Raw genomic sequence first — 21,710 nt, 5'->3', positions numbered from 1 at the left:
TCCCCGCCCAGGTTAAGGTGTTATCAAAAAAGAGAGCTGCTTGCGCTTATTGGTAAGGCGACAAGGGTCCATTCGATTAAATTTCACCATTCTTCCAGTGGCGCAGTCGCAGGCCGTTGGCCACGACCAGCAGGCTGACGCCCATATCTGCCAGCACGGCCAGCCACATGCTGGCGTTGCCGCTGATGGCCAGGGCAAAGAACGCGAGCTTGATGCCCAGCGCCAGCCCAATGTTTTGCCACAACACGCTGTGGGCGCGCTGCGAGAGGTCGACCACATCGGGGATGCGGCGCAGGTCGTCGTTCATCAGCACCACATCGGCCGTTTCCATGGCCATGTCGGTGGCGTGCATGCCGCCCATGGCAAAGCCGATATCGGCCTGGGCCAGCGCCGGGGCGTCGTTGATGCCGTCGCCCGTCATGGCGGTGGGGCCTATGCTGCGCTGCAACTCGCTCAGGGTTTGGAGTTTGTTTTCGGGCAGCATATTGCCGCGTGCATCGTCAATGCCGGCCTCTGCCGCTACGGTGCTTACGGTGGCGCTGTTGTCGCCGCTGAGCACGATGGGCTTGACGCCCAGCGCCTTCAACTGAGCCACGGCCTCTTTAGCCTGTGGACGCAGAGGATCGGCCACGGCAAACAGGGCCTGCACGCCCTGGCTATTGGCCAGCAGGGTGACGGTGCGGCCTTGCTGCTCGTGCAGCATCAGCGCGGCCTTGAGATCGGCACTGTCCCAGCCTTGCTCTGCGGCCCAGCGCAGATTGGCCAGCGTCCACAGCTCGCCATTGACCTGTGCCTGCACGCCGCGCCCGGGCAGGGCTTGAAGCTGCTGAGCCTCGGCAAAGCGGCTGCCAACATCGGCTTGCAGGCCTTGTGCAATGGCGCGCGACACTGGGTGGTCGGAGCGGGAGGCCAGAGCATAGGCATGCTCTGCCATGGCTTCGCTGGCGGAAGCATTCCAGCTTTGCCAGTCCACTAATTTGGGTGAGCCTGTGGTCAGCGTGCCGGTTTTATCGAGGGCAATGGCTTTGAGCTTGCGGGCCGATTCCAGAGCGCTGCCGCCCTTGATCAAGATGCCGCGCTTGGCTGCGGCAGTCAGTGCGCTGACGACGGTGACAGGGGTGGACAGCACCAGTGCGCAAGGGCAGGCAATGACCAGCAAGGCCAGCGCCTGATACGCGGCCTGATGCCAGGCCCAACCGAGCAGCCAGGGGGCGAGCACGCCCAGCGCGATGGCCAGTACCAGCACGATAGGGGTGTAAACCTCGGCAAAGCGATCCACAAAGCGCTGGGTGGGCGCCTTGGAGGACTGGGCCTGCTCCACGGCATGAACGATGCGGGCAATCAGGCTGTCGTTGGCCGGAGCGGTAACGCGCAGGTGCAGCTCGCCATCCTGATTGATGGAGCCGGCATACAGCTCATCGCCCGGACCTTTGTGCGCCAGCGCACTCTCGCCGGTAATGGGGGCTTGATTGACCGAGCTTTCGCCTTCGGTCACCAGACCATCGAGGGGTACGCGTGCCCCGGGCGTCACGCGCAATATCGCGCCCAGCGGCACATCCTTGGCGGCCATGCGCTGGGTGCTGCCGTCGGGCTGCAGCACATCGGCGGTCTCGGGTGCCAGCTGCAGCAGGCTGCGGATGGCCAGGCGGGCCTTGTCCATGGCCTGATCTTCGATGCGCTCGGCAGCGGCGTACAGCGCCATGACCATGGCGGCCTCAGGCCACTGGCCGATGATGAAGGCACCGGTCACAGCCACGGCCATCAGTGCATGAATGCCGAGTTTGAAGCGAAACAAATCCTTGAGGCCGGCTTTGTAGACGCCCAGACCCGAGAGACCAATACCGATCACCGCCAGTGCCATGCCCAGGTATTGCAGGGCGGGGTTGGCGTCGCCAAACCAGTGGCAGGCCTCTGCCGCCAGTGCCGCAACCAGTGCGGCGTAGATGCGGGGCCAGCCTGGCAGTACGCCATGGTCATGCCCATGGTCGTCTTCGTGAGCATGGCCGTCGTTCTCGTCGTGCGCGTGCTCATGGCTTTTGACAGGCGTGCTGATGGAAAACGGTGCGCAACAGCCTGTACCGCAGGCTGATCCTGCGGTCGCTGCGATGGGTTTGGGGGTGGCAGAGGCTTGCTCATGACGGTGGTCATGATCGTGCCCTGCATGGGCGTGGGTGGACAGGCTTTCTGGCTTCATGGCACTATTGAAAACAATAAAGTCACTTTAAGGTCAAGCATGTCCCTTAATTCTCCGGATATTCCGCGCTGGCGCATTGGTGAAGCGGCCAAGCGCTCGGGCATTGCGGCGGCCAATATCCGTTATTACGAGAAGGAGCAGTTGCTGTCCCCGGGCGTGCGCGAGGACAACCAGTACCGCCTCTACACCGATGGCGATGTGCACCGCCTGCGCTTTATCCGCCTGTGCCGGGCCATGGATATGTCGCTGGACGAGGTGCGTACCCTGCTGGCGCTGGACGGTGCGCGCAAGGATGATTGCGTGGCCGCCAATAAAACCCTGGATGCCCATCTGGGTCATGTGCGCGAGCGTCTGGCTGAGCTGCAGGCGCTGGAGCACGAGCTGATGCAGCTGCGCAGCCAGTGCGATGGCTCGGACGGCGTTTGCCACATCATCGAGGCCTTGCACGCTCAGGCCGACGAGCCCCTGCCCGTTCACCTGCAAAGCGGCGGCGCAGCAAAGCGCCATGTCTGACAACTTTCCGCAGCGCGGCATGGGGCTGCGGCCGGATGCGGGCGCTATCATTCCTGCATGAGCTGGAGCGAAACCACCATCAAGTTGCCAGGGCGCATTGCGGCCGCGCTGGGCGCGCAGGCCCTGGCGTGGTGGCGCAGCATTTATCTGACAGCTGTGCTGCTGGTCTTGATCCTGTCGCCCTCCAGTTACCGCAAGCGCGGGCGAGCCATGCTGGCCCAGCAGATGTATGCGCAGACCGCCCCAGTACTGATGGGCTTCACCGCCTTGGCCGCCTTGCTGTGCGCAGTGATTGCGCGCATCGTCATCGTCACAGCACAAAGTTACGGCCTGTCGCGTTATGCACAAGCTCTGGTGGTGCGCGTGATGGTGATTGAGCTGATTCCGCTGACAGCGGCACTTTTTGTGGCCATGCGCTGCACCATTCCCGCCGGTGTGCAGGTGGTGCAGATGCGCACACAAGGAGTGCTTGTGCAGTGGAAGGCGCAGGGCATCGACCCGATACGCGCCGCGCTGGTGCCGCGTGCGGCGGCGGGCGTGTTTGCGGCGATTACGCTGGCAGCGCTCAGCTGCATCGTGGCGCTGGTCACCGTGTATCTGAGCGTATATGGCTTCAGCATGGCCGGGTTTGGTGCCTACACCCGTATTTTTGGGCAGATTTTCACGCCGTCACTGACGCTGGTGTTTGCGCTCAAGACCTGGTTTTTCAGCCTCACGGTGGCTGTCATGCCACTGGCCTCTGCGATGTACACGCCGATTGCGCGGCATCGGCAGGGCGGGGCGGAACTGGGCGGCTTTGCGCGCATGTTTGCCGTGTTGCTCCTGATCGAGATCGTCTCGCTCATGGGCAACTATTACTAAGAAGGATGGAGCAATGAGCGAAACCCGGATGGCCGAGGAGCAGCTGATTGACGAAGAGCTGCTCAGCCTCAAACCCGTCGCGAATCTGCGCGCCAAGGCTGCGGCATTGCTGGTGCTGACCCTGCTGCTGATCTTGAGCGCCGCAGGCTATCTGCTGTATGCGCGCGGCGTGTTTGAGACTACGCAGCGGCTGGTGCTGACGGCCGATGACTCCGAGGGCGTGGTGGTTGGCATGGACATGACGTTTTCAGGTTTCCCCATTGGCCGCGTGAACAAGATTGAGCTGGCGGAAGATGGCTCGGTACGCATTCTGGTCGATGTGCCCGAGAAAGACGCGCACTGGCTGCGTCAGTCCAGCGTGTTCACACTGGTCAAAGGCATTGTGGGGGGCACTACCATCAAGGCCTATAGCGGCATGCTCAGCGATGCACCGCTGCCACCGGATTCCGTGCGCCCCGTGCTCAGCGGCGATGCCACGGCTGAGCTGCCTCAGATCATCAACTCCGCCAAGGAAGTGTTGGCCAATGTGGCGTCGCTGACGGCGACGGATTCAGCCTTGGGCGGCTCACTGGCCGAAGTGCGCAAGCTGGCCGAGCGTATGCAGGGGCAGGGCGGCGTTCTTGGTGCCGTGCTGGGCAGCGACGAGGAGGCCAAAAAAGTCACTCAGCTGCTGGAGCGAGCCAGCTCCGTGCTGGGCCGCATGGATCGCATGGTCGCCCGTGCCGATAGTCAGGTTTTTGATGCCAATGGCGTCATGCCTCAGGTGCGCGCCACGGTGGAGCAGCTCAACGGCCTGCTGGCCGATACACGCAAAAGCATGGGCAAGGTTGACGCGGTTCTGGCCGATATGCAGGTTGTAGGCAGCAATGCCCGTGAGGCGTCAACAGATCTGGGTGCGCTGCGTGCCGAGGTGGAAAGCAACCTGATCCGGCTGGAGTCTGTTCTCAACGATTTGCAGCGCAAATGGCCGTTTGCCCACAAACCGGAGCTGAAGCTGCCATGAAACCCGATTTCAAGCCAAAAAGGCCTCTAGCCCAATACAACAAAGCGCTGGCAGCTATCTCTGTCATAGCGCTTGCTGCCTGCAGCAGTCAGCCTCCCGCGCCCGACTGGGCCTTGGTGGCTGAAAGCGCGACGCAAAAAGCCACGGCTGCTTATTTGCAGGGCCAGCAACGCGTGGAAGCCCTGCAATGGCAAAAAGCCCGTGATGCGGTGGCCAGTACGGGGCAGCCTGCTTTGGCTGCCAAAGTGGAGTTAATGCGCTGCGCGGCACAGGTTGCCAGCTTGGAGTGGAATGACTGCCCGGCCTACGAAGCGCTGGCTCAGGATGCGGCTCAAGAAGAGCAGGCTTATGCTCGCTATTTGCAGGGCAGGTCTCAACCCGCCGACATCGAACTATTGCCAGAAGCACAGCGCGCCGCGGCGCGGCAGCTAGGCAATGTTGCAGGTGTTGCGCCGGTCGAGATCAAGGATCCACTGTCCAGCTTGGTTGCGGCAGGCGTGCAACTGCGTAGTGGCAGGGCATCGCCAGCATTGCTGCAGCAGGCGGTGGATACGGCATCGGCACAAGGTTGGCGGCGGCCATTGATGGCCTGGTTGCTGATGCAGCTCAAGTCTGAGCAGCAGGCCGGAAACAGCGATAAAGCAGCACAGCTGGAGCGCCGCCTGAAGTTGTTGCAAGCGCCTGTGCGCAACTAGTGCAGTCATCAGGTTCAGGCGTAAAAAAGCGAGGCTGGATCCTCGCTTTTTTGCTGAATGACAAGCCGCAAGGCCTGCCGGTCTCAAATGCTTAGAAGCGGTGACGGATACCAGCCACCACGCTGGTGCCGGACTTGGATTCAGTCCACTTGATGCGGTCATACATCACAGCGCCGTACACATCGGTGCGCTTGGACAGGAAGTGGTCGTAGCCCACAGTGAAGGTGGTGCGCTTGCCTTCCATTGCGCCCACTTCAGACTTGGTGTGAGCAGCAGCAGCCTTGATGGTGCCAGCAGTGGTCACAGGAACGTCCAGACCGAGGGAGTAGGTGGTGTTCTTCAGGTCTTGGTCTTTGACCTTGGCTTGACCGTATGTGCCATACAGCTTTACGACCTTGAAGTCATATGTGCCACCCAGCATCCAGTCGGTCTTGGTGGGCATCACGCTGAGAGTTGCAGGGTTTGCAATCTGGGCACGCTCATAAAAAGCGACCAAGCTCAGAGGGCCTGCGCCATACATCAGATTGGCGCCAACGTTCTTCTTACCCTTTTCGCCTTGAGCTGTCTTTTCGCCAAACTGGTAGTTCACATTGGCCTTCAGACCACCAAAGCTGGGGGTTGAATAAACGATCTGGTTGCTCCAGCCAGTGTCGGAGGGGGTGGTTCCTGTCCATAGAGCGCCTGGGGCAAAGTTAGGCACGTTGGCGTGCAGAACCAGGGGCGAAATAACAAAAGAATCGCCAAAGGGGTTGGTCAGAATGGTGGGCAGGAAGTTGGGGGCCTTGTCACGGCCCAGACCCACGCGACCAAAGCTACCGCTCAGGCCAACATTGGCATCACGCGAGAAGAAAGGGTCGTTGGGGACATCGCGGCCGGGGGTGCCAGTATCAGCGCGGAAGAAGGCTGTGAGGTTGAAGTCAGCCTTCAGGCCGCCACCCAGGTCTTCCGTGCCTTTGATGCCCCACCAGGATGTGGTCATGCCGCCGGAGCCTAAAACGGACTTGCGATCCTGACCAGGCGACTTTACGGAGCCGGCGTACATATCCACTAGGCCGGTCAGCTGCACATTGCTCTGGGCGTAAGCGGCGCTGGAGCAAGCCAGGGCAGCTGCCAGGGCGATGAAAGTATTCTTCATGTGTGTTCTCTCGAGTTGGTTATTAGGTTTACGTTTTGAAATATAGCGGCGGTTTGTATACAGCCATTGCTACGAATCCATGGAAGCCGATGAAATCATCTTTTCAAAGGCGTAGCAGTGGTTTTTTCGCGTCATTTACACAGGGGAATCACGGGTGTGCACAAGCTTGGTGCACAGGATTTGTGAGCTGGATGCAGTCAGCGCAGGTGCGCTGTTGAGAGTGGGTGCTTGCGAGATGGTGAGCGTGGAATAACAGTCATTCTGGATGTGCAGTGCTGCCTCGTGATCTACAAGCTTCACCTTGGCGAATACCTGTTCTTTGGTGCACCAATGCACGGGGACTGCCCATTGGGTTTCATCTCTGAAGCTTTGCCTGTCGATGCATATAGCGACATGTAGAAAGCATGTGCAGGCAGCGCGGAAAGCTCTTAGGGGGAGCCTTTTTGCACTTTTTTGAAAAAAGTGAGTGCTTTTCTCTGGGAGGCTGTTTTTCCTCCCTATAATTCGCAGCAACAACACGGAATGTAGCGCAGCCTGGTAGCGCACTTGCATGGGGTGCAAGGGGTCGCGAGTTCGAATCCCGCCATTCCGACCAAACTAGATAAAGACTCCTAGCTATAAAGCTAGGAGTCTTTTTTCTATTGTGCTGTGCAACTGCTGCAGGCTGCAGTGGTGTTTTATGCAGGTAGCGCGACACAATTTTCGGACAAATGGCTTGTAAGGCATGACCCCGACGACGACCTCTCTTCGCAACGGGGCTGGGTTGTTCAAGCGATTAGGGTCACCTCTAGTGCTAAACCTGCCGGGGGAAACGCAGGGTAAATTGGGTGCTTTCAGTCGAGCTACTGACGAGCACTTCGCCGCCGTGCATGAGCATGATGGAGTGGACAATCGCGAGGCCCAGACCGCCTGAATCATCGGGATGGGAGCGAGATGCATCACAGCGATAGAAGCGATCAAATATCCGGGGAAGGTGTTCGCCTCCAATCGCAGCCCCTTGATTCAGCACCTCAATATCTAGCCACTTTGGAGTCTGAGTATTGCATCGCAGGGTGACGATGGTATTGGCCTGTCCATAACGAATCGCATTTGCTACAAGATTGGCCAATGCGCGGCGTACCAAGGCGTTGTCTGCTGTCAGATAGCCGTGGGCGGTTGTTTCAATCCGCATTCCACGCTCCTGGGCCATTCCCTCGAAGTACCCTGAAAGCTGTTGCGATAATTTTTCCAAATCCACGGACTCCAGCTGCAACGCTGAATCATGCTTTTCTGCTCTGGCTAGAAATAGCATGTTGTCAATCATTCGCGCTAAGCGCTCGTACTCCTCTTGCTGGGAGTCGAGTAAATGCTCGTAGTCTTCAAACGTTCGGGGCTGGCTCAGCGTCAGCTGGTTTTGAATCATGAGATTGTTGAGCGGGGTCCGCATCTCATGGGCCAAATCCTCCGAAAACTGGGAAAGTTTTGCGTACCCTTCCTCCAGTCGTGCAAGCATCAAGTTCAAGGCCACCGTCAAGGCTTGCAGTTCTTGAGGCTGTTGTTGTTCATCCAGGCGCAGGCCCAGATGCTGGGGGCTAACGCCTGCCGCTTGCTGGCTTAGTCGGTGCAGGGGTAAAAGTCCACGGCGCACCACTTCCCACCCGACGATGAATGCCAGAAGCACACCAGCCACCCACGCAATGCCCAGATTCCAGCGATAAGCGGCCATCATCTGTTCGCGCTCGGTCAGTAATTTGCTCGCGATGATAAAGAGGTTTGCATCTCCGCTATTCACCTTTTCCCAGGCCATGCGAGCAGGTTCCGAACTCGTCGTTGTGAACAGGGGTGACGGCTTCAATTCGGAAATTATAGGTGTCGCTAAGTTTTCTGGGTTAACATCAATTAATACATCACCTGCTTCATTAATAATCCATAAAGCATTGTCTTTATTGCCGAGCATATTGGAATAAAGCTTTGGCTGTTTTTTTAATAAATCGATATTGCTATTGTCTTTTATAATATTTTCAATGCGATCAATGCGCCCCAGTAAGGCCATGTCATCGCGGTATGCGACTTCTCTTTCCAGTGCGTTGAAAACATAAAAACCCATCAAGGCAAACAAAACCGCACTTGCTAAGGCAAACAGCAAAGCGAGCCTTAGCCGAAGGCTGGCATGTTTTTGATGCATCACGGCAGCATTTCCTCAATGCGGTAACCCATCCCGCGCACGGTTTGGATGAGCTTGACTGAAAACCCGTCATCAATTTTGGCCCGCAGGCGGCGGATGGCCACATCCACCACATTGGTGTCGCTGTCAAAATTCATGTCCCACACTTGAGAGGCAATTTGGCTGCGCGACATCACCTCTCCTTTGTGCAGTAGCAGTAGTTGCAGCAATGCGAACTCTTTGTTCGTCAAGTCAATGCGCTGGCCGGCACGTATGGCCCGGCGCTTGAGCATGTCTACCTCCAGATCGGCCAGCTCGAAAGTGTCTTGTTGGCGTATCGGCGTTCTGCGCAGCAGGGTGCGCACCCGTGCCAAAAGCTCTGCATACGAAAAGGGTTTGATCAGGTAGTCATCGGCACCTAGCTCCAATCCTTTTACGCGGTCCTCCACGGCGTCTCTTGCCGTTAAAAAGAGTACGGGAGCTTGGCTGCGTTCACGAAAACGGCGAATAAAACTCCAGCCGTCAATGCCGGGTAGCATGACATCGAGGATCAGTAAATCAAAGTCGCTGGATTGTGCGATGAAGAGTCCATCGATGCCGTCGTTGGAAGTCTCGACTTGATAGCCTGAATTCGTGAGACCCTTCTTTAGGTACTCTGCAGCCTTTATCTCGTCCTCTATGATTAATATTCGCATAATTTAATTAATTGATTTTGTGTTTTAAATGTGAAAATCATAACGATAGATGGCCTGGGCCACATTAAAAAAATGTAATGAACGTGCAATCTTGGTGTTAAGAGCAGTGCGCAGAATTGCCTCTATTCGCTAAACAACTCGAATACAGGATGATCAGAATGCGATTGTTTTTCATCAAGCCGGCTTGCGGCTTTCTTTTGCTGGTCTCGGTGCATGCGTTTGCTGCCCAACCCGCTCCATTACAACAAAGCAATATGTCGCTCAATTTGGCGAATGCTTTGGTGGAGGCAACCATGTCGGCATGCCATGCACAAGGTCGCTCTGCAGTTGCAGCAGTGATTGACCGTGGTGGTCATCTGCTTTCTTTGCAGCGTGACGACAGTGTTGGACCGCACAACACCGACGCCGCTGTTAAGAAGGCTTTCACGGCGCTTTCAAGCAAGACGCCTTCGCGCATTTTTGCGGAAAACGCACGCAAGAACCCCGAGTCCAACAATCTGAACACGATTGACAGCCTTTTATTGATCGGCGGCGGAGTGCCCGTGAAAGTGGGTGCCGAAGTCATTGGCGCCATCGGTGTCGGCGGAGCCGGCGGTTCAATCATTGACGAAAGCTGCGCCTTGCAAGCCATCGACAAAGTGCTGGGTGCCTCCAAGTAACTGCCTTTATTTGTTTCTCTTCCTTATTTATTGATCTACACCCTGGGAACTTCCATGCAAAAAACCAAATTGCTTATCGCCGGCCTGCTGTTGAATGCCGCCTTTGTCAGCTCCGCTCTCGCTGCGTCCAATCCCTTGAGCGTTCATGTGCTGAACTTGCAAGATGGCTTGCCGTCGGCGGGTGTGAGCGTGAGTCTGGAAAAAAAGGTTGATAGCAAGTGGGTGAAAATCAATGAAGGCATCACCAACGAGCAGGGCCGTATTCCAGCACTGTACCCTTCCGAGTCGATCATGGAAAAAGGCAGCTATCGCGTAACCTTCCAGACGGAGGAGTGGTTCAACAAGCACAAGACTTCTACGTTCTTCCCTGAAATTCCCGTGATTTTCAAGGCTGATGGCTCGGTCCCCCACTACCATATCCCTTTATTGCTGAGCCCTTACGGCTTCTCTAGCTACCGCGGTAACTGATCGGATCTTGACTTCCCGGCATTTGGTGCGGGAAGTCACAGCGGCAGGCGGAAGGGCAATTGCGGTTCTTTCGCAGTCAAGGTGTAAAGCTCGCTAGAGGACTGCTAACGAGACCGCTATCTGGTGTTTGCTGGTTGAGTCCATCGCCTTAAATGGGCGACCACGCTAGGCACTACTGCCGCGCGGAGAAAGACAATAAAGAGGGCAAAGGAACATTTTTTTGCTCTGCAACCCAGAAAAGACAAAAGGACTTAGCCGATTTCTCAGCTAAGTCCTTGAATCATTGGTCGGAGCGGCGGGATTCGAACTCGCGACCCTCTGCTCCCAAAGCAGATGCGCTACCAGGCTGCGCTACGCTCCGAAGTCTCTATTATAGGCACAAAAATCAGCTCGTTTTGGAGGAGCGGCTACTTTTGAGTGAAGAGGCGAATTACTTAGCGCGACGCGGGGTAGGGCCTGGGCCACGGTTGGCCAGGTGGCGGAAGGTGATGCGCCCCTTGGTCAGATCATAGGGCGACATTTCCAGCGACACGTTATCGCCCGCCAGAATGCGAATGTGATGCTTGCGCATCTTGCCGCCTGTGTAGGCAATCAGTTGGTGACCGTTTTCCAGCGTGACGCGAAAACGCGAGTCAGGCAGGACTTCCGTCACGGAGCCTTGCATTTCAATCAGTTCTTCCTTGGCCATTTGTTCAATCTCTCAAAAAGGTCAGTTGCGGCGCTTGTTCGTCATCGCCACGTAAAAGGCCTGAGTGGTGTATGACTCAGGCCTTTTACGTGGCGGGCGCGCAGCGCAGACTGCGCAGACCAAACAAAAGGCCGATATCCCATTAGCAATGCGGCAAAAAGCATTCAGCTAAACATCAGAATTGTAGCGTCTTGGCCTTGCTTATGTTCTGGAAAAAGGGTAGGACGTCGCATCGATAAGACGGGTTTTGTGCACTTTTTCATAGAGGTTTCACGGATGTCTAGGGCTGCCTTGCAGGTGCAATAGGTGCAGACGCAGACTGGTGTTTTGAAAGACCGTGGCGATCACCATTGTCTTGGCTAGAATCCTGTCCACTGTTCTATAACTTTGATAGCAAAAAAACACTGTGTCTGATCGACTTGCCGTACTTTCTCAATATTTCTTGCCCAAGCAGGCTCTGACCGCCTTGATGGGGAAACTGGCCCAGGCCGAGGCCGGGAGCTTGACGACGGCAGTCATTCGTCGCTTTATTCAGCGTTACAAGGTCAATATGGCCGAGGCGGCGAACTCTGATCCCGCGGCCTATAAGACATTCAATGCCTTTTTTACGCGGGCGCTCAAGGATGGTGCTCGTCCTTTGGCTCAGGCGGACTGGGTATGCCCTGTCGATGGCGCCATCAGCCAGTTTGGCAAGATTGAAGGCGAGCAGATTTTTCAGGCCAAGGGCCATCAATACAGCGCCACCGCGCTGGTGGGGGGCGATGCTGCATTGGCTCGTCAGTTTGATGACGGCAGCTTTGCCACCATCTACTTGAGCCCGCGTGACTATCACCGCATTCATATGCCTTGTGCAGGCAAGCTGCGCAGCATGACTTATGTGCCCGGCGATCTGTTTTCAGTCAACCCGGTGACTGCGCGTGGCGTACCTGGCCTGTTCGCGCGCAACGAGCGCGTGGTCTGTGTGTTTGATACCGCGCACGGCCCGTTTGTCATGGTGCTGGTGGGCGCCACGATTGTGGGCAGCATGGCAACCGTTTGGCATGGCCTGATCAACCCGCCGCGCCCTGGTCACATCAAGACCTGGAACTATGAAGACACTGAAGCCGTCGAGCTGGCGAAGGGGGCCGAAATGGGGCGCTTTCAACTGGGCTCCACCGTGGTCATGCTGTTCCCGAAAAGCGCGGGGCTGCAATTTAACGGGCAGTGGCAGCCTGCGGCACCGGTGCAACTGGGCCAAGTGATGGCCAATGCGCAGCCTCCGTTGAACTGAATTCAACATTCATAGCGAAAGCCGCTGATGCCATAAGGGTCAGCGGCTTTTTTGATGTCTGACTATTTACAGAAACCAGGTCAGCGGCTGGGGGCTGCGTTCGGTGGTGAACAGCGACGGAGCCAGATGCAGTCGGTCTGGTTTGACGGGGTCGTCATGGCCTTGCAGATAAACCATCAGCTCTCGTCTGCGCAGAATGACGTGGCTGACGATTTCTCGTCGGCCATTTTGGGTCACCTCGGTACCGGGGCGAAACAGCGGCATATGAAACAGGCCACTGCGGGTCGTGCTGGGCGGCGGGGCCGCAACTTCATTGGAGGCGAGCTGCATAGGCTTTCCGTAGTAGTGGTGAATGCTTATCGGCAGCTTTTCTCCCAACTGAAGCTTCAATTTCCGCTGGACTGGGCCAGTGCCTTGAGTAGCTCGGTCTCTATGCGCAACTGGCTGTTGTTGTCTTGCAGCTCCGGGCCTTCGATCAGGAAAGTGTCTTCCACCCGCTCACCCAGCGTACTGATCTTGGCCAGATGCACGCTGATATGGTGCTGAGCCAGGATGCGGGCAATGATGTAGAGCAAGCCGGCCCGGTCCGATGCGGAGATGGATAGTAGCCAGTGCTGCGCCTTCTCATCAGGCCGTAGTGCGACACGCGGTGCAAACGGAAAGCTCTTGACCCGGCGGGACAACCGTCTTTGCGAGGGGGTGGGGAGCGGGCCGCCCTGCAGCAGAGCGTGCGTCAGGTCGTTTTCCACCATGTGCATCAGTTCACGGTACTGATCCTGCATCGTGGGGGCAATGACCTGGAACGTATCCAGCGCATAGCCGTTGTTGGCCGTGTGCACACGGGCGTCGAGAATCGAAAAGCTGGCGCGATCGAAATAGCCGCAGATGCGGGCGAACAGATCGGCCTGATCAGGTGCATACACCAGCACCTGCAGGCCTTCGCCCGCCAGTGATCGACGGGCCCGTACCACGGGTTTGCCTGAGCCTACATGGCGCGAGAGATGCCGGGTGTGCCAGGCAATGTCAGCCGCTTCATGGCGCATGAAGTAGCTCACATCCAGCGATTCCCAGAGTTTTTTGTGTGACTCAAAGGGCTGGGCCGTCAAGGCCAGCTGGATCAAGGCCTCGCGCTTGCGGCCTTCCACTTCGGCTGCGGCATCGGGGGCGCGGCCGCCCAGCACGCGCAGTGTCAGGCGGTAGGTGTCTTCCAGCAGCTTGCCCTTCCATGCGCTCCAGACCTTGGGGCTGGTGCCGCGAATGTCGGCTACCGTCAGCAGGTACAGGGCGGTCAAATATCGCTCATTGCCCACGCGATCGGCAAAGGCACGAATGACGTCGGGATCTGACAAGTCCTGTTTCTGTGCGACCTGGCTCATGGTCAGGTGCTCGCGGACCAGAAAATCGGCCAGTTTGGCATCGGCTTTGTCAATCTGGTGGGCGCGGCAAAAGCGCTTGATTTCTACCGAGCCGATGATGGAGTGATCGCCGCCGCGGCCCTTGCCAATGTCGTGAAACAGGGCGGCCAGATACAGAATCCACGGCTTGTCCCAGCCGGCGGCCAGCTGGGAGCAGAACGGATACTCGTGGGCATGTTCGGCCATGAAGAAGCGCCGCACATTGCGCAGCACCATCAAGATATGCTGATCCACGGTGTAAACGTGAAACAGGTCGTGCTGCATCTGCCCCACGATGCGGCGAAATGGCCACAGGTAGCGACCCAGCACCGAGGTCTGGTTCATTAGCCGGATGGCATGGGTGATGCCGCGCGGCTGCTGCAGAATTTTCATGAAGGTGGCGCGGTTCACCGGGTCATGGCGAAATGCGCTGTCCATCACATCGCGGCTGGCATACAGCGCGCGCAGGGTGCGGGTGGAAAGGCCTGTCAGCCCCTCGTGCTGCTCATACATGAGAAAAGTCTCAAGAATCGCATGCGGGTCGCGCTCGTAAAGGTCGTCGCTGACGACTTCAATGGCGCCAGCCTTCTCGCAAAAGCGCTCGTTCAGACGTATCAACTTGTGCGAGCTGGGGTTCAGGCGCTCTTCAATGCTCATGCGCACAATCTGGCACAGCTGGGTCACTGCTTTGGCCGCCCAGTAATAGTGGCGCATCAGCGTCTCACCTGCGCGCATGGCCAGTTTGCGGCCTTCCGGCGTGGTGGAGCGGTAGCCAAAGGCCTCAGCCACGGCGGTTTGCAGGTCAAACACCAGGCGGTCTTCATGCCGCCCCGCTGCGGCGTGCAGGCGGGCGCGAATCAGGCTGAGCAGTGACTCGTTGGATTCGAGCTGCTGCACCTCAAACGGAGTAATCAGGCCTTGCTCGGCCAGCTCATGCCAACTGCTGCCCAAGCCTGCGGCCTTGGTGAGCCAGAGCATGGTATGCAGGTCGCGCAGGCCGCCGGGCGATTCCTTGCAGTTGGGCTCCAGAGAATACGGCGTGAAGTCATATTTGGCATGGCGCTGGCGCATCTCCAGAATCTTGCCTTCGACAAATGCCTTGGGCTCCAGCTGCGCGCGGAACTGGCTTTCAAAATCGGCAAACAGGGGCTGGCTGCCGGTGATGCGGCGGGATTCGAGCATGGCGGTCTGCACCGTCAGGTCTTGCGCGGCTTCCTGCAGGCACTCGGCAATGCTGCGCACACTGGAGCCAATTTCAAGCCCCGCATCCCAGCAACTGCTGATGAATTGTTCGATGCTTGCTGCGGTTTCAGGCGCGGGCTGTGCTCCACTTTGGGGCAGAAGCACCAGCACATCAATGTCTGAATAGGGAAAAAGCTGGGCGCGCCCATAGCCGCCCACGGCCAGCAGGGCTGCGGTCTCTGGCATTTGCGCTCGCTGCCAGAGTGTGCGCAGCAGGCCATCGGCCAGTTCACTGAAATGGTGCAGCACACCTCTTACGCTGCGCCGACCCAGAGCCGGGTTGTGCAGCAGCGCTATCTGCTTGGCCTTGGCCGTGCGGAATTCCTCGCGCAGAGTTTGTAGCGAGGGTTGATCGGGCGCGTCAGGCGCGGCGGCAGGAGAGAGGGCAGAGGAGGTCATGCGCAGCAGAAAAAACGGTTTCAACAGAGCAATTGCTTAACTACCACCTTAACTCAACTGACTTGGGCCTGAAGCCCGTGTCTGCAAAAAGGTGAGCGCAAAGCGCTTGCGACACAATGGCTGCAAGCAAAAAATATGCCGCAACCAGTCTGGCTGGGTGCGGCATGGTGCTCGGAGGCAGCTGAAAAATGATCAGGTGCGGATGGCTTTGATGAAGTCGGGGGGCGTGGGCGAGCCATCCGACCAGGTCAGTACGTCATAGCCGGTCTTGGTGACGGCCAGCATCAGCTCCCACTGTGCGGTCAGGCTGCGGTCTTTGGTAATCACGGTCCAGCCATCGGGCATGGCCTTGATGTCGCGCTTGCCCAGGTTCAGCATGGGCTCGATGGTGAAGACCATGCCTTCTTCCAGAACCACACCGTCGCCGGGGCGGCCATAGTGCAGCACCTGTGGCTCGTCGTGGAAGACTTTGCCAATGCCGTGGCCGCAGTACTCACGCACCACGCTCAGGTTATGGCCTTCGGCATAGGTCTGGATGGCATGGCCAATATCGCCCAGGGTGGCACCGGGCTTGACCTGCTCGATACCCTTCCACATGGCTTCAAACGTCAGCTTGCTCAGGCGCTTGCCAGCAATCGTGCCGTCACCGATCAGGAACATGCGGCTGTTGTCGCCAAACCAGCCGTCCTCGGTAATCACGGTCACGTCCACATTGACGATATCGCCCTTCTTCAAAGGCTTGTCATTGGGGATGCCGTGGCAGACCACGTGGTTGACCGAGGTGCAGACATAGGCCGGGTAGGGCGTCATGCCCGGAGGCTGATAGCCCAGGCAGGCGGTCTTGGTGCCTTGCTCGGCCATGCGTGCGGCGCACAGATCGTCGATTTGCTGGGTGGTGATGCCCGGCTTGATGTGGGGGGTGATGTAGTCCAGCACATCCGAAGCAAAGCGGCCGGCAATGCGCATGCGCTCGATGTCTTCGGGGGGTTTCAGTGTGATGCTCATGGTGGAATTATCCCATTGCGGGCTTGAACTTGCAGGGGCAAGGGACGCGAGGGCTTGGGGTAAGTCCGAGGGACGGTAAAATGTGAGGCTCACCGATACAGTGCCTTGGCTTTGACCTTTAACGGGTCAAGGCGGGGGCGCATTCACCAGCCTTCACATAAACAGGCCGCCACGTGACCTTGCATTTGACACAGTTTGAGGGTGGAAACGCTCTTAGCTCGTTCCGCGCTCAACAGCTTTTGACCGATCTGGTCGCTATCCACTCCAAGATCACCAGCGTGTCTGCACGCTTTGTGCATCTGGTGGCTACGGAGGGTGCTCCGGTGCCCGCATTGCAAGAGCGCCTGTCGGCACTCTTGACCTATGGCGATCCCTATGTCGGCACGACCGACGGTGTGGCATTTATTGTCACGCCCCGTCTGGGAACGATCTCGCCCTGGGCCTCCAAGGCGACCGACATTGCCCGCAACTGCGGCCTGAACGTCTTCCGCGTCGAGCGCATGACCGAGTTCCGTGTGGAACTCAAGTCCGGCATCCTCGGCGGCAAGCCCGAGCTGTCGCAAGAGCAAACCGCGCAAATCGCTGCGCTGCTGCATGACCGGATGACCGAATCGGTCTTTGCCACCCGTGCAGAGGCCGAGCAGCTGTTCACGACCCTGGCCGCAGAGCCCATGGAGTTTGTGGATGTGCTGGGTGGAGGCGCTGCTGCTCTGGAAAAAGCGAACAAACAGTGGGGCCTGGCTCTGGCCGAAGACGAAATCGAGTACCTCGAAAACGCCTTCAAGGGTCTGAAGCGCAACCCCACCGATGTGGAGCTGATGATGTTCGCGCAGGCGAACTCCGAGCACTGTCGCCACAAGATCTTCAACGCCAACTTCACTATTGACGGTGTGGCGCAAGAGAAATCTCTGTTCGGCATGATCCGCAACACCGAAGCCGTGTCGCCTCAGCACACGGTAGTCGCGTACTCGGACAACGCCTCCATCATGCAAGGCCATGAAGTCGAGCGTTTTACCGCCAAATTCAATGCTGGTGCAGACAGCGCAAGCGCTCCTAGCTATCAAAAACAGACTGCCATCAACCATGTGTTGATGAAGGTCGAGACGCACAACCATCCCACGGCCATCTCTCCGTTCGCAGGTGCATCCACCGGCAACGGCGGCGAAATCCGTGACGAAGGTGCCACCGGCCGTGGCTCCAAGCCCAAGGCAGGTCTGACCGGTTTCACCGTGTCCAAGCTCTGGGGCAGTGAAGTGGGCAAGCCTGAGCACATTGCCAGCCCGCTGCAAATCATGATCGAAGGCCCCTTGGGTGGCGCGGCGTTCAACAACGAGTTTGGCCGCCCCAACCTGACCGGTTACTTCCGCGAATACGAGCAGCAAGTCGGCGACATCACCCGTGGCTACCACAAGCCCATCATGATTGCCGGTGGTCTGGGCGTGATCGACTCCGAGCAGACCAAGAAAATTTTGTTCCCCGCTGGCACCTTGCTGATCCAGCTGGGCGGCCCCGGCATGCGCATTGGCATGGGCGGCGGTGCAGCCAGCTCCATGGCTTCGGGCACCAACGCGGCTGAGCTGGATTTTGATTCGGTGCAGCGCGGCAACCCCGAGATTGAGCGCCGTGCGCAAGAAGTCATCAACCACTGCTGGCAGCAGGGCGAGAAAAACCCCATCTTGGCCATCCACGACGTGGGTGCCGGTGGTATCTCCAACGCCTTTCCTGAGCTGACCAATGATGCGGGTCGTGGCGCGCGCTTTGATCTGCGTGCAGTGAAGCTCGAAGAATCGGGCATGTCGCCCAAGGAAATCTGGTCCAACGAATCGCAAGAGCGTTACGTGATGGCCATTGCCCCTGAATCGCTAGCGCAGTTCGCCGCCTTCTGCGAGCGCGAGCGCTGCCCGTTTGCCGTCATCGGCACGGCCACTGAAGAGCGTCAGCTGGTGCTGGAAGACACGGCTGTGGAAGCGGGTGACCAGAAGTTCCCGGTCGACATGCCCATGGAAGTGCTGCTGGGCAAGCCGCCCAAGGTACACAAGGACGTGACCACCGTAGAGCGCGAGCTGCCCGCGATTAACCTGACCGGCGTGGCGCTGGAACAGGCCGTGATCGACGTGCTGGCTCACCCCACCGTGGCCTCCAAGCGCTTCCTCATTACCATCGGCGACCGCGCCGTCGGTGGTCTGACCCACCGCGACCAGATGGTTGGCCCATGGCAAGTGCCTGTGGCCGACGTGGCCGTGACGCTGGCGGACTACAAGGGCTTCAAAGGTGAGGCCATGGCCATGGGCGAGCGCACGCCGCTGGCGGCCATCAACGCTCCCGCCTCGGGCCGCATGGCAGTGGCAGAAGCCATCACCAACATGCTGGCGGCACCCATCGAGTTGAGCAAGGTGAAGATGTCGGCCAACTGGATGGCCGCTTGCGGCGAAGCCGGTGAAGACGCTGCGCTGTACGCCACGGTGAAGGCTGTGGGTATGGAGCTGTGCCCCGCGCTGAACATCTCGATTCCCGTGGGCAAAGACAGCTTGTCGATGCGCACGCAATGGAGCGAGAACGGTGTAACCAAGAAGGTCACCTCGCCCGTGAGTTTGATCATCACGGGCTTTGCGTCGATTGATGATGTGCGCACCACGCTGACGCCTCAGCTCAACGCCGAGGAAGACGACAGCACACTGGTGCTGATCGATCTGGGCCGCGGCAAGAACCGCATGGGCGGCTCCATCATTGGCCAAGTGCTCAATCAGTCCGGCAACGAAGTGCCTGATCTGGACGACGCCAAGGACCTGATCGCCATGGTCGATGCCGTGAACGCTTTGCGCGCCAAGGGCCTGATCTTGGCCTACCACGACAAGGGCGACGGCGGCCTGCTGGCCACCGTGGCAGAAATGGCCTTTGCCGGCCATGTGGGCGTGGCGCTGAATGTGGACATGCTGATCACCGAAGGCGACGGCATCTCCGACAGCCGCATGGATAGCGGTGAAGGTAAGAACTGGGGCAAGCAAGTCTCCGGACGCCGCGAAGAGCAAACCCTGCGTGCACTGTTCAACGAAGAGCTGGGCGCCGTGCTGCAAATCCGCACCGCAGACCGCACCGAAGTGATGGATGTGCTGCGTGAGCATGGTTTGATCCAGTGCTCCACCATTGTGGGCAAGACCCGCCCTGTGTCCTCCCCCGTGGACGCTGGCAAGGGCGAGCTGCAAGTGTGGCGCGATGCGAACAAGGTCTTTGGCGCAACGCTCTCCGACCTGCACCAGGTGTGGGATGCCGTGAGCTGGAAGATCAACCAGCAGCGTGACAACCCCGTGTGCGCCGACAGCGAACACGCAGCCGCTGGTCAAGCAAGCGATCCCGGCATGCATGTGCACCTGACGTTCGACCCCCAGGTCAACGTGGCAGCGCCTTTCATCAACGTGGCTGCCAAGCCCCGCGTGGCCGTGCTGCGTGAGCAGGGCGTGAACTCCCATGTGGAAATGGCCTACGCCTTTACCGAAGCCGGTTTTGATGCGGTGGACGTGCACATGAGCGACCTGCAAGCTGGCCGTGCACAGCTGAAAGACTTTGCCGGCGTCGTTGCCTGCGGTGGTTTCAGCTACGGTGACACCTTGGGTGCTGGCATCGGCTGGGCACGCTCCATCACGTTCAACGACCGTCTGTCGGAGCAGTTCCAGGCCTTCTTTGGCCGTACCGATACCTTCGGTCTGGGCGTGTGCAACGGCTGCCAGATGTTTGCCGAACTGGCCGACATCATCCCTGGCGCACAAGACTGGCCACGCTTCACGCAAAACCAGAGCAACCGTTTTGAAGCGCGTCTGTCGATGGTGGAAGTGCTGGAATCGCCTAGCCTGTTCCTGCAAGGCATGGCCGGCTCGCGCCTGCCAATCGCCGTGGCACATGGCGAAGGCTTTGCCAACTTCCAGTTCCGTGGCAATGCGGATCAGGTGCTCCAATCCATGCGTTACGTGGACAACCATGGCCAGCCTACCGAGCAGTACCCGTTCAACCCCAACGGCTCGGCCGGTGGCTTGACGGCGGTGACCACGGCTGACGGCCGCTTCACCGCCATGATGCCCCACCCCGAGCGTGTGTTCCGCAACGTGCAGATGAGCTGGACATCGGGCGATAAGTCTCAATTCAGCCCCTGGATGAATGTGTGGCGCAACGCCCGCAAGTGGCTGGGCTGATTCCCAGGCGCTGCCAGTGCAATGAAAAGGCTCTGCGTTCTGCAGAGCCTTTTTTCATGCTGGCGTACCAATATCTGGCTGGTATGGCGGTCGCTGCTGGATTTGACCGGAGGCAGATTCTGTATCTGGATACAATCTAAATAATAATCATTATTGATTGAGAGCCTTCAGCGAACCCGCGAGGGAACTCAAACCTGCCATGCCGTCTAGCACCAGCCCCCTGCATCACGAGGTCGCCCGTCTCTACACCGAGCACCATGGCTGGTTGCATGGTTGGCTGCGCAGAAGACTTGGCGATGTGCATCAGGCGGGCGATCTGGCGCATGACACGTTCTTGCGCTTGCTGGCGCGTCAGGAGCCCGTATCGGCTCGCGAGCCCAAGGCCTTCCTGACCACGGTTGAAGCGCGCCGCGAAAACTAGGGCCGCTGATGTGTGATAAATCACGCTGCATTCGATTTCAATCAGTGCAAAGGAATTGCAAAAGGCCGGACTCACCCGGCCTTTCTTGTTTAGAACCCATCCGACCGTACGTCAGCCCGAGTGGTAGCCTCGCGGGTCGGCAGTGTCGAGGAGCTGTGTTCGCACCAGCAACGCTGCCTTCTTCCTCCAGCCTGACCCCTGCGTGCTGTGGCGCCATAGGCGAGCCGAAACGGTCCACTCGCGCGGTAGCTCAATGAAGATCAGCGTGCAGAGCACGACATTGAGCGCAAAGTCGAGCACCAGGCCCAGGAGCAGCGTCGGGTAGCCCATGATCTTTTGTCCCGTGGTGAGCTGGCCGGCATCGCGCAGCATTTGCAGACGCATCACGGCCACGAACATGACCCACAGCAGCCAGACTGCGGCCAACGTAATGCTGGCATGAATGACAAGCTCCTTCATAAATTCACTCCCGCAGCATAGGTAAACAGAGCATCCAGGTCCTGATCGGACAACTGCAACAACTGGGACATTGCTTGCATCGTGGGGCTGTTGCGCTCCCAGGTTGTGGCGTGCTGGTAGCCGATCTTTGCGGTGTACTGTTGCACAGGGTCTGGGATCTGGGCTATGGCCGACAGCACGTTGTCCTCGGTGATGGCTTGCAGGGCGTAGAGGGCTACCAGGCCTTGGGCGGGGGTACAGACTTGAGGCATAAATGGCTCAGATGCCGGCATCACCAAAGGA

At 58.5% G+C, this 21,710-nt stretch carries 17 protein-coding genes, 2 tRNA genes and 2 pseudogenes; 10 read left to right on the top strand and 11 right to left on the bottom strand.

Annotation, left to right across the window (positions count from 1 at the left end):
• Positions 1-76 precede the first annotated feature (76 nt).
• Positions 77-2,194: a heavy metal translocating P-type ATPase gene (locus HF327_RS20555; protein WP_198462224.1), complete on the bottom strand. Its 2,118-nt coding sequence runs from the start codon at positions 2,192-2,194 to the stop codon at positions 77-79.
• Between the two features lie 39 nt (positions 2,195-2,233).
• Between HF327_RS20555 and HF327_RS20550 the strand changes: the two genes are divergently transcribed.
• The 4 genes from HF327_RS20550 to HF327_RS20535 are packed head-to-tail and all read left to right on the top strand — an operon-like array spanning position 2,234 to position 5,266.
• On the top strand, positions 2,234-2,707 hold the full coding sequence (locus tag HF327_RS20550; RefSeq protein ID WP_198462223.1) for a Cd(II)/Pb(II)-responsive transcriptional regulator: 474 nt from the start codon (positions 2,234-2,236) through the stop codon (positions 2,705-2,707).
• A 57-nt stretch (positions 2,708-2,764) separates the two neighbouring features.
• Positions 2,765-3,568, top strand: a complete 804-nt coding sequence (locus HF327_RS20545) for an MlaE family ABC transporter permease (protein WP_198462222.1) — start codon at positions 2,765-2,767, stop codon at positions 3,566-3,568.
• Positions 3,569-3,581: 13 nt separating this feature from the next.
• The gene (locus HF327_RS20540; RefSeq protein ID WP_099737521.1) at positions 3,582-4,571 is read left to right on the top strand and encodes an MlaD family protein; all 990 of its coding nucleotides are present in this window, start codon (positions 3,582-3,584) and stop codon (positions 4,569-4,571) included.
• Positions 4,568-5,266 carry a hypothetical protein gene (locus tag HF327_RS20535; protein ID WP_198462221.1) on the top strand — a complete coding sequence of 233 codons (699 nt, stop codon included), beginning with the start codon at positions 4,568-4,570 and terminating at the stop codon, positions 5,264-5,266. Before HF327_RS20540 ends, HF327_RS20535 begins: the two co-directional genes overlap by 4 nt.
• A 91-nt stretch (positions 5,267-5,357) precedes the next feature.
• Here HF327_RS20535 and HF327_RS20530 read toward each other — a convergent pair whose 3' ends face one another.
• Complete coding sequence (locus HF327_RS20530; protein ID WP_198462220.1) at positions 5,358-6,401, bottom strand: porin; 1,044 nt, start codon at positions 6,399-6,401, stop codon at positions 5,358-5,360.
• A gap of 518 nt (positions 6,402-6,919) precedes the next feature.
• Here HF327_RS20530 and HF327_RS20525 point away from each other — a divergent pair.
• A tRNA-Pro gene (locus HF327_RS20525) sits at positions 6,920-6,996 on the top strand.
• A 198-nt stretch (positions 6,997-7,194) separates the two neighbouring features.
• On the opposite strand, the gene HF327_RS20520 is transcribed toward HF327_RS20525, so the two are convergent.
• Both HF327_RS20520 and HF327_RS20515 read right to left on the bottom strand, forming a co-directional pair.
• On the bottom strand, positions 7,195-8,565 hold the full coding sequence (locus HF327_RS20520) for a heavy metal sensor histidine kinase (protein WP_206764492.1): 1,371 nt from the start codon (positions 8,563-8,565) through the stop codon (positions 7,195-7,197).
• The gene (locus HF327_RS20515) at positions 8,565-9,239 is read right to left on the bottom strand and encodes a heavy metal response regulator transcription factor (protein ID WP_198462218.1); all 675 of its coding nucleotides are present in this window, start codon (positions 9,237-9,239) and stop codon (positions 8,565-8,567) included. The genes HF327_RS20520 and HF327_RS20515 overlap by 1 nt, the downstream gene beginning before the upstream one ends.
• A gap of 149 nt (positions 9,240-9,388) precedes the next feature.
• On the opposite strand from HF327_RS20515, the gene HF327_RS20510 reads away from it, so the two are divergent.
• On the top strand, positions 9,389-9,898 hold the full coding sequence (locus HF327_RS20510) for a GlcG/HbpS family heme-binding protein (RefSeq protein ID WP_328701936.1): 510 nt from the start codon (positions 9,389-9,391) through the stop codon (positions 9,896-9,898).
• A 54-nt stretch (positions 9,899-9,952) separates the two neighbouring features.
• Complete coding sequence (gene uraH, locus HF327_RS20505) at positions 9,953-10,366, top strand: hydroxyisourate hydrolase (protein WP_198462216.1); 414 nt, start codon at positions 9,953-9,955, stop codon at positions 10,364-10,366.
• Between the two features lie 284 nt (positions 10,367-10,650).
• On the opposite strand, the gene HF327_RS20500 is transcribed toward uraH, so the two are convergent.
• Both HF327_RS20500 and infA read right to left on the bottom strand, forming a co-directional pair.
• A tRNA-Pro gene (locus tag HF327_RS20500) sits at positions 10,651-10,727 on the bottom strand.
• Between the two features lie 69 nt (positions 10,728-10,796).
• Positions 10,797-11,054 carry a translation initiation factor IF-1 gene (gene infA, locus HF327_RS20495; protein WP_198462215.1) on the bottom strand — a complete coding sequence of 86 codons (258 nt, stop codon included), beginning with the start codon at positions 11,052-11,054 and terminating at the stop codon, positions 10,797-10,799.
• A gap of 406 nt (positions 11,055-11,460) precedes the next feature.
• On the opposite strand from infA, the gene asd reads away from it, so the two are divergent.
• The gene (gene asd, locus HF327_RS20490; protein ID WP_198462214.1) at positions 11,461-12,324 is read left to right on the top strand and encodes an archaetidylserine decarboxylase; all 864 of its coding nucleotides are present in this window, start codon (positions 11,461-11,463) and stop codon (positions 12,322-12,324) included.
• 66 nt (positions 12,325-12,390) lie between these two features.
• Here asd and HF327_RS20485 read toward each other — a convergent pair whose 3' ends face one another.
• From HF327_RS20485 to map, 3 genes are all read right to left on the bottom strand, one after another.
• Positions 12,391-12,654 (bottom strand): hypothetical protein, encoded by a 264-nt coding sequence (locus HF327_RS20485; RefSeq protein ID WP_198462213.1) that lies wholly within the window; start codon positions 12,652-12,654, stop codon positions 12,391-12,393.
• Positions 12,655-12,710: 56 nt separating this feature from the next.
• The gene (locus tag HF327_RS20480) at positions 12,711-15,359 is read right to left on the bottom strand and encodes a [protein-PII] uridylyltransferase (RefSeq protein WP_236024321.1); all 2,649 of its coding nucleotides are present in this window, start codon (positions 15,357-15,359) and stop codon (positions 12,711-12,713) included.
• Positions 15,360-15,551: 192 nt separating this feature from the next.
• A complete protein-coding gene (gene map, locus HF327_RS20475; RefSeq protein ID WP_198462211.1) occupies positions 15,552-16,364 on the bottom strand; it encodes a type I methionyl aminopeptidase in 813 nt (270 codons plus the stop codon).
• 173 nt (positions 16,365-16,537) lie between these two features.
• Between map and purL the strand changes: the two genes are divergently transcribed.
• A complete protein-coding gene (gene purL / locus HF327_RS20470) occupies positions 16,538-20,548 on the top strand; it encodes a phosphoribosylformylglycinamidine synthase (RefSeq protein ID WP_198462210.1) in 4,011 nt (1,336 codons plus the stop codon).
• Positions 20,549-20,747: 199 nt separating this feature from the next.
• Positions 20,748-20,957: pseudogene (locus HF327_RS20465) on the top strand (sigma factor); the annotation flags it as partial.
• A 123-nt stretch (positions 20,958-21,080) separates the two neighbouring features.
• Here the strand turns inward: HF327_RS20465 and HF327_RS20460 are convergent.
• Positions 21,081-21,428 carry a hypothetical protein gene (locus HF327_RS20460; protein WP_198462209.1) on the bottom strand — a complete coding sequence of 116 codons (348 nt, stop codon included), beginning with the start codon at positions 21,426-21,428 and terminating at the stop codon, positions 21,081-21,083.
• Positions 21,425-21,710 (bottom strand): annotated as a pseudogene (locus tag HF327_RS20455) (hypothetical protein); the annotation flags it as partial. The gene HF327_RS20460 and the pseudogene HF327_RS20455, both read right to left, overlap by 4 nt.

It is taken from the genome of Comamonas suwonensis (genome assembly GCF_012844455.2).
GTDB classification, from domain to species: Bacteria; Pseudomonadota; Gammaproteobacteria; order Burkholderiales; family Burkholderiaceae_C; genus Comamonas; species Comamonas suwonensis.
The sequence above is the reverse complement of the archived record's forward strand: the minus strand, read 5'-3'. Positions and strand labels throughout refer to the sequence as shown.

Excerpts from the sequence above, each read along its gene's own strand:
- HF327_RS20555 (WP_198462224.1), bottom strand. The coding sequence starts at position 2,194 with ATGAAGCCAGAAAGCCTGTCCACCCACGCCCATGCAGGGCACGATCAT.
- HF327_RS20550 (WP_198462223.1), top strand. The coding sequence starts at position 2,234 with ATGTCCCTTAATTCTCCGGATATTCCGCGCTGGCGCATTGGTGAAGCG.
- HF327_RS20545 (WP_198462222.1), top strand. The coding sequence starts at position 2,765 with ATGAGCTGGAGCGAAACCACCATCAAGTTGCCAGGGCGCATTGCGGCC.
- HF327_RS20540 (WP_099737521.1), top strand. The coding sequence starts at position 3,582 with ATGAGCGAAACCCGGATGGCCGAGGAGCAGCTGATTGACGAAGAGCTG.
- HF327_RS20535 (WP_198462221.1), top strand. The coding sequence starts at position 4,568 with ATGAAACCCGATTTCAAGCCAAAAAGGCCTCTAGCCCAATACAACAAA.
- HF327_RS20530 (WP_198462220.1), bottom strand. The coding sequence starts at position 6,401 with ATGAAGAATACTTTCATCGCCCTGGCAGCTGCCCTGGCTTGCTCCAGC.
- HF327_RS20520 (WP_206764492.1), bottom strand. The coding sequence starts at position 8,565 with ATGCATCAAAAACATGCCAGCCTTCGGCTAAGGCTCGCTTTGCTGTTT.
- HF327_RS20515 (WP_198462218.1), bottom strand. The coding sequence starts at position 9,239 with ATGCGAATATTAATCATAGAGGACGAGATAAAGGCTGCAGAGTACCTA.
- HF327_RS20510 (WP_328701936.1), top strand. The coding sequence starts at position 9,389 with ATGATCAGAATGCGATTGTTTTTCATCAAGCCGGCTTGCGGCTTTCTT.
- uraH (WP_198462216.1), top strand. The coding sequence starts at position 9,953 with ATGCAAAAAACCAAATTGCTTATCGCCGGCCTGCTGTTGAATGCCGCC.
- infA (WP_198462215.1), bottom strand. The coding sequence starts at position 11,054 with ATGGCCAAGGAAGAACTGATTGAAATGCAAGGCTCCGTGACGGAAGTC.
- HF327_RS20485 (WP_198462213.1), bottom strand. The coding sequence starts at position 12,654 with ATGCAGCTCGCCTCCAATGAAGTTGCGGCCCCGCCGCCCAGCACGACC.
- HF327_RS20480 (WP_236024321.1), bottom strand. The coding sequence starts at position 15,359 with ATGACCTCCTCTGCCCTCTCTCCTGCCGCCGCGCCTGACGCGCCCGAT.
- map (WP_198462211.1), bottom strand. The coding sequence starts at position 16,364 with ATGAGCATCACACTGAAACCCCCCGAAGACATCGAGCGCATGCGCATT.
- HF327_RS20460 (WP_198462209.1), bottom strand. The coding sequence starts at position 21,428 with ATGAAGGAGCTTGTCATTCATGCCAGCATTACGTTGGCCGCAGTCTGG.